Annotated in this window: 11 protein-coding genes; 1 reads left to right on the top strand and 10 read right to left on the bottom strand. The window is 51.8% G+C overall.

The window, feature by feature from the left end; genetic code table 11:
- Positions 1-93: 93 nt before the first annotated feature.
- The 10 genes from BUB30_RS27770 to BUB30_RS27725 form a co-directional block, all read right to left on the bottom strand.
- A complete protein-coding gene (locus tag BUB30_RS27770) occupies positions 94-513 on the bottom strand; it encodes an OsmC family protein (protein WP_073141099.1) in 420 nt (139 codons plus the stop codon).
- Complete coding sequence (locus BUB30_RS27765) at positions 500-1,903, bottom strand: high affinity choline transporter 1 (protein WP_073141097.1); 1,404 nt, start codon at positions 1,901-1,903, stop codon at positions 500-502. Before BUB30_RS27765 ends, BUB30_RS27770 begins: the two co-directional genes overlap by 14 nt.
- Before the next feature lie 76 nt (positions 1,904-1,979).
- Positions 1,980-2,861 carry a DUF5777 family beta-barrel protein gene (locus BUB30_RS27760; protein WP_073141095.1) on the bottom strand — a complete coding sequence of 294 codons (882 nt, stop codon included), beginning with the start codon at positions 2,859-2,861 and terminating at the stop codon, positions 1,980-1,982.
- A 10-nt stretch (positions 2,862-2,871) separates the two neighbouring features.
- Entirely contained in the window at positions 2,872-3,417 is a 546-nt protein-coding gene (locus tag BUB30_RS27755; protein ID WP_073141092.1) for a YceI family protein, read from the bottom strand.
- Positions 3,418-3,551: 134 nt separating this feature from the next.
- Positions 3,552-3,938 (bottom strand): hypothetical protein, encoded by a 387-nt coding sequence (locus tag BUB30_RS27750; RefSeq protein ID WP_143165111.1) that lies wholly within the window; start codon positions 3,936-3,938, stop codon positions 3,552-3,554.
- Positions 3,939-4,723: 785 nt separating this feature from the next.
- Positions 4,724-4,897: a hypothetical protein gene (locus BUB30_RS27745; RefSeq protein WP_178377218.1), complete on the bottom strand. Its 174-nt coding sequence runs from the start codon at positions 4,895-4,897 to the stop codon at positions 4,724-4,726.
- Positions 4,898-4,925: 28 nt separating this feature from the next.
- A complete protein-coding gene (locus BUB30_RS27740; RefSeq protein WP_073141086.1) occupies positions 4,926-8,084 on the bottom strand; it encodes a cyclic nucleotide-binding domain-containing protein in 3,159 nt (1,052 codons plus the stop codon).
- A 69-nt stretch (positions 8,085-8,153) separates the two neighbouring features.
- Entirely contained in the window at positions 8,154-8,771 is a 618-nt protein-coding gene (locus tag BUB30_RS27735; protein ID WP_073141084.1) for an OmpH/Skp family outer membrane protein, read from the bottom strand.
- Positions 8,772-9,474: 703 nt separating this feature from the next.
- Positions 9,475-10,053 carry a hypothetical protein gene (locus tag BUB30_RS27730; protein ID WP_073141083.1) on the bottom strand — a complete coding sequence of 193 codons (579 nt, stop codon included), beginning with the start codon at positions 10,051-10,053 and terminating at the stop codon, positions 9,475-9,477.
- Positions 10,054-10,146: 93 nt separating this feature from the next.
- Positions 10,147-10,656: a gamma carbonic anhydrase family protein gene (locus BUB30_RS27725; RefSeq protein WP_073141080.1), complete on the bottom strand. Its 510-nt coding sequence runs from the start codon at positions 10,654-10,656 to the stop codon at positions 10,147-10,149.
- Positions 10,657-10,961: 305 nt separating this feature from the next.
- Between BUB30_RS27725 and miaB the strand changes: the two genes are divergently transcribed.
- On the top strand, positions 10,962-12,416 hold the full coding sequence (gene miaB, locus BUB30_RS27720; RefSeq protein ID WP_073141078.1) for a tRNA (N6-isopentenyl adenosine(37)-C2)-methylthiotransferase MiaB: 1,455 nt from the start codon (positions 10,962-10,964) through the stop codon (positions 12,414-12,416).
- The last annotated feature ends 40 nt before the right edge of the window (positions 12,417-12,456 follow it).

Here is a 12,456-nt window from a genome sequence, read left to right as displayed (position 1 = left end):
TCGGCGGGCAAGCAAAGAAGACCCAAAGGCCTTCGGCTCCCGGCGCTCTGCCATTAAAAACTTTGAAGGGATCACTTTAATTATCAGGCCGGTTTAAGGTAATATCTCGATGCTATAGGTGATCTTGGCGTTGGCCTCCAGCGTCTTGGCCACGGAGCAATATTTTTCCACGCCGAGGTTCACGGCCCTAGCTACCTTGTCTTTGTCGAGATCGCCGTAGAGTTTGAAGTGAGCGTGTACTTCCGTGTAAACGGCTGGCACAACGTCTTTTTCGCGTTCGCCGGTCACGGTCACTTTGATGTCCCGGAGCGGCTGTTTCTGTTTCTTTAAAATGTTTATCACATCAATGGAGCTGCATCCGCCCATGGCGGCCAGCAGCATTTGCATGGGGCGCATGCCCAGGTTTTCTCCTCCCACATCGGGCGACGCGTCCATCTGGACTTTGGCGCCCTGCTCGTTGACGGCTTCCATGTGGAAGTTGTCATTCAAACGATTGATCTCAATCTTTACCATACTTTTCAAGCTTTTCAAATTTTGCCGGCCAGAAGTACACCCCTGCCAGCATGCCTAATAAACTCACGCCGGTGGCCGGCACCAGGCTGGGCCACGACGTATCCCAAACTTCAAAGATAATCCAAGTAATCATTCCAAGCACCATCGACAAAAGGGCCCCGGTGCTGTTGGCCTTTTTCCAGTAGAGCCCCAGCGTGAGGGGCACAAACAAGGAGACCAGGCTGAGGATGGACGACTCCCCTACCAGTTCGTAGATGTTGGAACGTAAACACGCCATAATGGTGGCGGATGCAGCGAAAATTAAAACACAAATCCGCGTCATCATCAGCAATTGCTTGTCTGTGTAGCGGTGGCCGATAAGGGGTTTGAGCAGGTTCTCCGAAAAGATCGCGGCCGGGGCCAGGATGGACGAACTGGTGGTGCTCATGATGGCCGACAGCAACGATCCGAAAAAAAGGATCTGGATGGGCAGTGAGGTGTGCAGGAGCACCATGTTGGGCAGGGCCAATTGCGTGTCGCCCGTCAGTTGGTCGGGATACATGTGGCGCACACATAAGCTGATGAACAAAGGCAACATGGCGACGGACAGATACAGGAATGCAGCAATATAACACGACCACACGGCAGTGCGTTCCGACGACGACGACATCGCCCGCTGGTAGACATCCTGCGAAGGCAGCGATCCCAGGCCCAACACGGACCACATGGCAATGTAGCTCACGATCGCTTTGGGGTTTGGATCGGGGAGAAATTTCAGACTTTCCTTGGGCATCTCCGACAGGACCAGCCCCGCTCCTCCGGCCTTGCCGGCGAGGATGATGGCCAGCACGAGCAACCCGGTGATGATGATGATGCTTTGAATGAAGTCCGTGATGGAGATCGCCCACATGCCGCCCACGTAGGTGTAGAGGGTCACCACCAGGGCGCTGACCAGCACCCCTTGCCAGGTGGCGATGCCGGTGACGACGTTGAGGATGAGCCCCATGGCCACCAACTGCGCGGCGGTGTAGCCGATGTAGGGTGGTGCGAGGAAGATGCTGGCCACGCGCTCGGTGCGGCCGCCAAAGCGGACCTTAAAATAGTCTCCCAAGGTGAGCAGGTTCATCCGGTAGAGTTTGCCGGCGAAGAAGGCTCCAAAAAGAATGAGGCAGAGCGCCGCGCCAAAGGGATCTTCGATGACGCCATAGAGGCCGCTTTTCAGAAATTCGGAGGAGGCACCAAACACGGTCTCGGAGCCAAACCAGGTGGCGAACATGGCGGCCGAGCTGAGCATGAGCGGCAGGCTGCGGCCGGCCAGCATGAAGTCGCCCGAGGTCTTCACCTTGCGGGACGCCCAAAACCCCACCAGCACCGTAAGCAAAAGGTAGGCGATGATGGAGAAAAGTAACAATGCGCTTGTGCTATTAGACGGTTAAGGGTCTAAAAGTAAAGAACAGGAGGTTTATTTCAATAGCCGCCGGTGGATGTTACTGTCTTTTTTTCAGCTGGAAGGCCCGCGTCACGTTGAAGCCCAGGTGGATGCCGCCGTCCCAGAAGTTGTCGCGGGTCTCGGTGATGAAGGCGCGCTCGGTGAGCCCGATGGCGTTGGTGAGCAACAACTGGAACACGTGGCCGCCGGTCTCGATGTCGATGCCCAGCGACATGGCGTCGTAGTACGGCGACCCGCTGATGCGGCTGACATTGTAATAGTATTCGCCGGTGAGCGCTATGCTTTTGCTGAGCTTGATGCGTCCGCCAAAACCGATGGCAAACTGGTCGTTGCTCTCGATGGATTGGGTGACATAGTTTTTATGCACCAGCGTGGGCATGAGCTGGAACGAGAAAGCCGTTGAGAACTTTCGCGCGATGAGCAGCTGGCCCGTGTAGGAAAGACGATCGATGTTCTCAAAGCCGGGTGCTACTTCGCTGTTGTCTTTCGGGGAGAGTTTATAGGCGATGCCTCCCAAGGCGGTGACGGAGATCGGGAAGTTCTTCACGCCGGAGGTCTGCCGCAGCAATTTGTATTTCAGATAACCGTCCATCGTCTTGTCGGTGGAGTTGCGACCGATGCTGGCGGAGAGGCGGTCGGTGATGCCATAGTCCAACCCGAGGCGCACATAAGCCTGGTCAAGGCCCCACATTTCGTAAGAACCTCCGTTGATGGCTCCGAAGCGGTGACCGAAGATAAATTCGAGTGTGCCGCCGGGTTTGGTTTCGATGGTGTGGCCGTTGCCGAGGCGGGTGCCCTTAAAAGTGGCATAGACCACTTCGGTTTCTTTCTTGGAATCTTTTTCGAGCTCGCCCAGCAAATCGTTTTGTGCCAGGGCAACGCAAGGGATGAGCAAAAAGAGTAAAATTATTTTTTTCATGGTGCTTTGATTAAAGGGGTCGATACATGAAGTCTACCGTGACTTCCACTTGTTGAGCGATGTTCTGCCACACGATCTGCGGGATCTTGATATCGTAGTCTGCTAATTTTATAACGAACTTGGTTTTCAACGCCAACCGGTTGTCTACCACTTCGATGGTGCCGGGCACATCGATGTCGTGGGTGACGCCGTGCAGGGTGAGCTTGCCTTTGGCCTTCACCTGCTGTTTGCCGGTGCTGCTGAGACTGAAGCCGGTGATCTGTCCTTGAAAAGACGACTTCGGAAATTTTTCCGTGTCCATGTACTTTTCATTGAAGTGCACCTGCATCAATTTGTTTACAAACTGAAAGTCTTTGATGCTTAACAAATAGGCTACCTCGCCGTCGTGCGCATCGAAGATGCTGGTCACTTTCGAGTTGGTGGCCGAGATGTCTTCCACCACGCCATCGGAAAAAAACGAAACGACCGACTTCTCTGCGAAGTAACGTTGCTGTGCCGTTACTTGCCAGGGTATGGCAACCAGGAGCAAAAGCAAGAGTTTTGTCAAAGACTTCATAGGTTAGGTTTTGGTGGAAGGCCCGTAACAGTTTCTTAAAAAAATCAGAGAATGTTTGTCATGCCCCGGTGCTGATAGCTTGGATGCGAAACCTAAAAAAATCAACCGGTGAAGATCGCTGTACATCCGGTTTGTTAATTGTGCTGTGCACCCTGCTCTACCCAACAAACAATGAGGCGGATCTGGTCGTCGGTGATGGCGCCGATCTTGGGCATGTGGCCCGCGGCGTTGGCCGGGCGGGTGATGCGGTCTTTCACGTGGAGGGCGTGGCTTTGAAAATTCTCAAACACGCGCCAGTCCAGCGAAGGGCCGTTGCCTCCGTTGTGGCATCCGCCGTCGCCCACGATGGCGCAATTCGAATTAATGATGGGATTGATTTGGGAGGTGAAGCTCACGGTTTCGGCCGACTCACAGCTGTACTCGCTTTCGGGGGCGCTGTGGTCGACGCAAGACACCACCGAAGCAGCCAACAGTGCACAGGTACAGGCGAGCATCAGCCTGACGGGTTTTAGGGTTCTCATGCTAAAAGTTAGTTAAAACAATTATAGTAACAATTACCGTAGAAAAGATCCCTCGCAAGACAAAAATAAGGTTCCGGATTCGCTCGATTTCCTGCGGGTTCTTCAAGGGGACGGGACGAGAAAAATGTGTCTGGGGTTGGCTGGACGGGCAAAAAAGCTGACAGGCATAAAAATAAGAATCCCCCGAAAGTCCTGGACCTCCGGGGGATTCTTATTGTCTATAGTTGGCTTTAATCTTGAGTCAAAGGTAAGGGGCGATTATGCTGCATGCATACCTGCAATCGGCGACTGGGGAAATAGACAGACGAATGGGGATATTTCCAGATAAGGGGCCCTCCTACGCTAAACCTGCCTGCGGCGGGTCTAGCTACGGCGGGCGAAGCCCTGGGAGGTATAAAAATAACAATCCCCCGAAATCCTGGACTCCCTCCTTCGCTACAACCTGCCTGCGGCTGGCGTAGCTACGGCGGGCGAGGCCGGGGCGTAGAAATAACAATCCCCCGAAATCCTGGACTCCGGGGGATTGTTATTGTCTATAGTTGGCTTTAATCTTAATACAAAGGTAATAAGCGTCGGCGAAATTGCCATCCCAGAAATCGGTCGTTGGAGAATATGGGGGTCGAAAGGCTGATTCTGAGGATAAAGCGGCGGTCTATAAATTGAAAATCCCCCAAAGTACTCGACTAAGGGGGATTGTCATGTCTATAGTTGGCTTTAATCTGGCAGCAAGATACAAATTATGATTGTCAAAACAACCGTTTGCATCATAAATTTGTAATAAAATGTTAATTTTTCTTTGAAAATCCGTTAACGCTATCGTTTGAAACGGAATCCTTGTCCGAATACTTTTCTTTGAGACGCTCTTTTAACTGCGACTTGGATCCAGGGAAGGTCGTTTTCCGGCTGATATCATAGCTGGCATAGGCCAACAGGATCACAAACACAACGGCCAGAAGCACAAAAATCTTTTTACCACGCGACATCGCCTCAAATATACTCTAATACCTTATCGGCCAGCATCACGTTGTCCGACAAAAGTTCGTAGAACTGGTCCTTGTTAAATTTCAGGATCACCACATCCGTTTTGGCAATGATGATGTTCGTGTTTACGAAGTTGGGCAATCCCAGCATTTCGCCAATGAACTGGCCGGCCTCAAACTCCGATACCTTTTCGCCACGCTGATAGAAGTCGACAGCCCCGGAGATCATTACGTAAAAATTATTGTTGTGCTTTTCGTCCAGGGGCATGGAGTCCTGTGGACGCATGCGCACTTCCTCGCTGATGTCGGCGAGGTACGACAGGGTGATGCCGGGCACGTTCTCGAAGAAGTTATTTTTCTGGAAAAACAACACCAGTTCGAACCGCGTCTTTTTCTTTGATTGGATGATGAGCGCATCCAGTTCTTTTTGCATGCCCTCCCCCAGACGCTTTGTGTTTTTCAGATACTCCTCTGGATTGAGTTTGTAAAGCGCCCACGCCGACACTTCTCGGATGAGGGTGTCGGGATTGAAAAGTTGGGCGATGAGGTCGAGCTTAAAGTCTGCGATGCCCAGGATGCCGATCTGGAACAACACACAAGCTTTTGTCCAGCGATTGGATTGAGCAAAGTCGCGGTTGATCAAAAACTTCAGCACCAGCTTGGAATCGAGTCGCACGCGGGGGTAATAGTCTTCCAAACGTTTGGTACGCTCGGCGTCGGTGAGGTCGTCAAGGATGGGGATCACGCGCTGTTTCAATTGTTCGGACAAGAATACGTCGAGCAATTCGATGGCATAGGTGATCCCTTCGGCCGTGCCGCTGTCGATGTTTTCTTTCACCAGCTGGATGGAGCGGGTGTCATACAACATGGTGAGCAACATGTAGATGTGTTCGATGTCGTTTTGGATCTCCCAGCGCAGGGTGGCTTTGATCTGGTCGGAGAAGCCGTCCTCCCCTACCTCTTGCAAAGCGCTGAGGTTCCAACTGATGTCGGCAATATCGGACTCGATGGCATATTTGATACGCGTGATCTGCGAAATGCCCGCCTTGAACCCGCACTCTCCCAGCGACAACAGCACTTGCGACACGATGATCTTGTTCGGGTAGTCGATCTTTCCCCAGAGGATCTCCCGCGCCCGTTGCCCGCCGATGCGGCCGATCACCTGGATGATCCGCAGCATCATTTGCGTGCTCTGACCGCTTCGGTAAAAACCGGAATCCAGTGCGGAGAGTGTTTCATTGCCGATGAGCACCAACGCATTCATCGCCTGGTTGCTGAACACGGGGTGGCCCAGGTTTTCGATCACGGCGTTGATCACTTCGGAGTTGTTCTTTTTTATCGACGTCTTGATGGCTGTGTTTCTTACTTTGGGTTCCGAGTCGTTCAACAATTCCATGAGGAACGATGTGCACTCATCTTTTGACGTGTGCAGCAACAGCTCGGCGGCATAGTGGCGATCGTTGGGGTTGACGGAACGCGTCAGTTTCTGGATGCGCGTTTTGGTGATGTCGCCCCCGTTCTCGATGATGAGTTGAAGATCCAGTTTGCTGAGCACGTTTTTCACACTGCCATCGGCTTTCGACTGGTCCATGCGGATCACGTATTGATCTGACACGGACAAACCTTTCAACTCGTTCACTTTTTCCTGGGCATAGTAACGTGCGGCCTCGTCCTCGTTCTTCATGAGGCTGTTGGCCCACACCGACACTTGTGCAGCGTTGATCTTTTCCAGCAGTTTGTAAGAGAAAACCGCTTTGCCGGAATAGGGCACTTTCAGCATGTTTTCCAGGCGCGTGGTGATCTGGGCGTATCCTTTCTCCAGCTTTTCCTGGGCTTCTTCCTTGCTCTCCAGTTTCAAGTGGATCTTGTTGCGGTAGCCCCGGTACAAATTGTTTACGACGATAAAATAAATGCCCGACAACACGATGAGAAAAACGGAGATGTGAATGACGTTGAAGACAGGGATGAACGCCAACACGAAGATCAAAAGACCCGCGATGAAACGCGCGGTTTCGTTCATCAAGCCTTCGACCTTGGCCTGGATGTTGAACCTTACGCGGTTGTCAAGCGGAATAAAAAAGAGCTTGAACACGGGGTTCTCCATCGAGTCGCGCAGCGTCCAGTTGAACAGGCGGCTCAGCGACACAAACAGGAAGAAGTAGATGAACCCAGTGGGAGAAATGGCTTTGTCGAATCCGAAGATCGTTCCCATGGTGACGGAGCCCACGGAGAAAATGATCATGACGATGGGCAGCACGAACAGCGAAATGCGCAACCCGTAGTTGCTGATGATCCGCTGGTTCACGAACGTCTGCAGGATCAAGCTGATGCCATACACGGCACCGATAAAAAATGAGTTGAAGTTTGTGAGGTCGCGTTCGTTGGGGTATTGTTCCGTCACCAGGGTTTGAAAACTATACTGGCTCAACACGAACATGACCATGGACACCAACAGGAAGACGGAAAGCAACACGATGTATTGATCCGAAAATATTTTTACAATCGAGGTCTCCCGTCGCACGGTGACGCCAAACTCACGCGGGTCGTTTTTGGAAATCGGGAACGCCGAGGCGATCACAAACATGAGCACCGACACGATGGCGATGCTGATGGCACAAAGCAGCAGGTAGTTCGAAGTGTCCTTCACCACTTCGGTGGTGAAGGGAATAAGAACCAGGGTCGCGAAGATCGCGGCAATGAGTTGCCCGGTGTCGATCCACCCGATGATGCGTTTGGATTGCCGGAAGTTGAACAGGCGCCCGAAGATGCCCCAGAAGCTGAGCAGCAGGATGGCGGTGTTGGGGCCCGACATACAATACAGTGCAAAAATGAACCGGTCTTTCAACGCCGGGTCGCCGAAATGGACCAGCCAATAGGCGCTGAGCGTGAATATGCAAATCAACCCGACACTCCACAGCGCCAGGGTGGTGAACTTGATCCAGCTCTGAAAAAAAGAAAAGAGGGCCGTGGTAACAATGCCGAGTGCCCCTGCCACGAGGAACGCTTTGTCCAGTTGGTCGCCCATGCGGTTGAGGAAGAGCGAGTCTACCGTTACCTGGTAGGTGGCGATGAACATGCCCATGAAAAAGCCGGTGGCGAGCATGAGCGATATTTGCTTCTGCTCCTGCGTCTGTATCTGAAGGGCTCCGACGAAACGATTTGCCATAGTATAGAACCAAATATAAAAAGAAAAACCGGCTTGGGACCGGTTTCTCAATTGTGATGTAAGAAAGTTCTATTTCTTTTTTGTCGCGGTGCTGTCGGCAGCGCCGGTCTTTTCTTGTTTGTATTCGGCATTCAATCCTTCGATCACATCCTTGGAAATGTCGAGGCTCTGGCCGGCATAAAGTACGTCGCTGGTGGGGTCGAATTTCAATACCACCTGGTAGCCTTTTTCATCGCCGATCTTTTTCAAGTAGACGGTGATGCGGTCGTAGAGGGCTCTGTTCAGTTTGGCCTCTTCTTCCATCATGGCCTGGCTGAGGCTCTGCTGATACATCTGGAGATTTTGTTGTTTTTTTCCGAGATCTTCTTCGGTGGCTTTCACCTGACCCAGGGTCATGCTGGATACGTTGCGTTGGTAGGCGGCGATCTCATTTTGCAGGCTGATGGCGCGGTTGCGGTAATCCTGTTCAGCTCTTTTGTTCTTATCTTCCAACAACTGGCGGTTCACTTCCAGGTAGTCATAGTGCTTCAAAACACTGTCGGAGTTGATATAGGCTATTTTCAAATCGCCGGCGGGCGCGCTGGAAGATGATGCGGCCGCGGGTTTCCCGGAGGAAAAATGTAAATAAAACAAAACACCCACTGCCACCAGCAGCACGACGTTTAAGATAAGCGACAAATTCTTCATTTAGGATTTTAAGTTTTCAGGGCGCAATATGTGGAGAAATAAAAGCTTAGGCAAGGGTAATCAGGAGCCAGGAGCCAGAATCCAGGAGCCAGGAGCGTAGGAATCGGCATTCGGGAGCCAGGAGCCAGAATCCAGGAGCCAGGAGTTAGGAATCGGCCTTCAGTAGCCAGTATTCAGTAGCCAGGCGTTCGGAGCCAATGGTTCAGTATTTTAAGTGCCAGGGAGTCCAGTAGTCAGGAGGTAGTTCAGGAGCCAGGTGAACAGTGGACTGGAGGTCGATCTTCGTACTTAGAATTCAAAGCCGGAAATTCCGGAACCGGGAGTTTGATCGTTGAGCGCAGCGTTTGTGTATGAAATTCAAGGGAAGAGAAAGTGGGCTTGTCGATCGGGATCGGGTTCAATGTTCTGAAACCCAGGGCCACGAATTAATGCGGGGTTATGCCACTCACCCTGTTAGAGCTCTCACTGTGATTGATTTGATCCCAAAGGGCGATTGGATTTATCTTTAGCCCGTTGAAATCGCGCGCGGGAAACATTCCCTTTCCTAAATTCCTAAATCCCCTCAGCCCAAATCCATTGCCCGCAACATTCCCTTGAACCCATCTTCTGGATTCTAACTACTGGGTACTGAATACTGGGTACTGAATACTGGCTACTGAATTCCGACTCCCAAGCTTCTGGCTCCTGGATTCTGGCTCCTGACTTACTCCGCCTCCTGATCCTGCGTCTGAAAAGTATACAACGTCTCATCCAGCCGCACGTTATCCTCATTGTAATCCTTGATGAACTTCTCGATCACTTTCGGTGTGATCGTTTCTACATGCAGGCCCACATCCAGGCTCACACCAAATTCGGCGTGGGGGTCGATGTCGATGTGTTCTTTTACTTTGATGGCTTCTTCTTCTTCAAGTTCGAGGATCACTTCGGCCATGAAGAGGCCGATCTCTTCTTCGAGGGGATCGAGGGCTTCGAGGTTGCCGTTCTCGTCTTCGTCGTAGGTGATTTTTTTATAGGCAGGGAAGTGTTGGGCGGCGCGGTGCTCGGCCACTTCATACATCTCGCTTTCGTGGTGTAGCCGTAGCGTGTAGATCACGGTATCATAGATCACGTCGCGTCCTTCGAACTTGCCCACGAAATAGAAGTGTGCATATTCGTCGGAGTTTTCGTCTTCTTCGTCCAGCAGATAGTTCTTTCCCGCGGCAGTCATTTTTGCCTTGTATTCTTCAATGTACTGTGGATCGAAGCCGTCGTTCTCTACCAATGGATTATTTGTTAAGGGCATAAGTATCTCTTAGCTTTTGAATATAAACAATAAAAGTGAATTTTGTTCTTTCTATCTGTTCAAATGTGGGGGAATCTTTAGGCGGTCAAAAGATCATTTGAACCACTCGGCATACATGGGATAGTTCCGGGCCGTCCGCTGGATAACGGCCTTCATTTCTTCGCTGGTATCCTTTATTCTTTTGGCGGGCATGCCGGCATAGGTGCTGCCGGGTTCCACCTGTGTGCCGGGCAATACCACGGCGCCGGCGGCGATGACCGAGTTCGATCCAATGACCGCGTCGTCCATGATGATGGCCCCCATGCCCACGAGCACGTCGTCGTGGATGGTGCAACCGTGAACGATGGCGTTGTGTGCAATGGAAACGTTGTTGCCGATGACCGTCTTTGCTTTTTGATAGGTGCAATGGATGATGGCCCCGTCCTGGATGTTGGTGTTGTTGCCGATGGTGATGGAATGCACATCGCCCCGCACCACGGCGTTGAACCACACCGTGCAGTTGTCGCCCATCACCACCTCTCCTACCACCGTTGCGTTATCCGCCAGGAAACAATTGTTGCCGAACCGGGGGGTGTTTCCTCGGACGGTTTTGATGAGCGCCATACGTTTTGAAATTTGGAGCGAAGCTACAATGGGGAGGGTGGTAAAAACAAGGTGGGGTAGAAAACTTATATGGAATTGGGAGCCAGAATTTCAGGAGCCAGAATCCAGGAGCCTGGAGCCAGAATCTTGGGAGTCGGAATTCAGTAGTCAGTATCCAGTAGCCAGTAGTTAGTGACCTAAAATTTGCTGGCCCGACCTTTTTTGAACGGATCGGTGTTTTTCAGCTCCAACCCCTCAGATTTAACCTGACAAGATGTCACGAGGATGGTAAAAAGTATTATTTTTGCGCTTCGAAACAGGCTGAAATGGATAATCTGATAAGTGAACTTGAGATTTTAAAGGAGCAGGACGGCGAAGCTTGTGAAACGGTGCATATTTCCAAGGATACGTCTACGGGCAATAGCCGGAAATTATACATCGAAAGCTATGGGTGCCAGATGAATTTCTCCGACAGCGAGATCGTGGCTTCTATTCTCCAAAAAAACGGTTTTGATACTACCTCCGATATCGCTGAGGCCGACGTGGTCTTTTTGAATACCTGCTCGATCCGCGAAAAAGCCGAAACGACTGTACGCCACCGCCTTATGCACATCAACGGCCTGAAAAAGCACAAGCCTGAGATGTTGGTGGGTGTGCTGGGTTGTATGGCCGAGCGTCTCAAATCCAAGCTTTTGGAAGAGGAGAAGATCGTCGACCTGGTGGCCGGTCCCGATGCCTATCGCGACCTCCCCAACCTCATTTCGCAGGTTGACGACGGCGCCCGGGCCGTGAACACGTTCCTGTCGCGTGAGGAAACCTATGCCGACATCAGCCCGGTGCGATTGAACTCCAACGGCGTGACCGCCTTCATCTCCATCATGCGGGGATGTGACAATATGTGCTCGTTTTGCGTCGTACCCTTCACCCGGGGGCGCGAACGGAGTCGGGACCCGCATTCTATCGTGGCCGAAGCACGCCAGTTGTTCGAGAACGGCTATCGCGAGGTGACCCTGCTGGGCCAAAACGTGGATTCCTACAAATGGAGCGCCACCGAAAACAACAAGGCCCGTCTGGAGAAGACCCCGGTATCGGAAGTGACCACCTTTGCCCAATTGTTGGAAGAGGTGGCCCTGGTACACCCCGACCTGCGCGTGCGGTTTGCCACGTCGCACCCTAAAGACATTACCGACGACGTGCTGTATACCATGGCCCGTCACGAAAACATCTGCAAATGCATTCACTTGCCCTTGCAAAGTGGGAACACCCGCATCCTGGAGCTGATGGACCGCGGCTACACGCGCGAATGGTACTTGTCTAAGGTTCAGAAGATCAGGGAGATACTTGGAGAAGACTGCGCTATTACCTCCGACATGATCGCCGGCTTTTGTTCCGAGACCGAAGAAGAGCACCAGGACACCCTTACCCTGATGGACCTCGTGAAGTACGACTATGCCTACATGTTCTTCTACTCGGAAAGGCCAGGAACGGTGGCCGCGAAAAAATATAAAGATGACATTTCCGACTCTACCAAGAAGGTACGATTGGAAGAGATCATAAAAAAACAACGCGAACATTCATTGATCCGTAACCAAACCGATGTGGGCAAGGTTCATAAGGTTCTGGCAGAAGGATTCTCCAGGCGCTCTGCCGATTTCCTGCAGGGAAGGAACTCAGCGAACAAAGTGATCGTGTTCCCGAAAGAACACTATCAGAAGGGACAGTATGTTAACGTTTTAGTGGAAGATTGTACAGGGGGTACGTTGGTTGGAAAAGCCGTGTGACCCGTTGCCATCTTTTAAATCCTTTTCCTACGGCCGTTTT

Origin of the sequence: Chryseolinea serpens (assembly GCF_900129725.1) — a bacterium.
GTDB lineage: Bacteria > Bacteroidota > Bacteroidia > Cytophagales > Cyclobacteriaceae > Chryseolinea > Chryseolinea serpens.
Note: the sequence above shows the minus strand (reverse complement) of the source record. Positions and strands in the feature narration are given on the sequence as shown.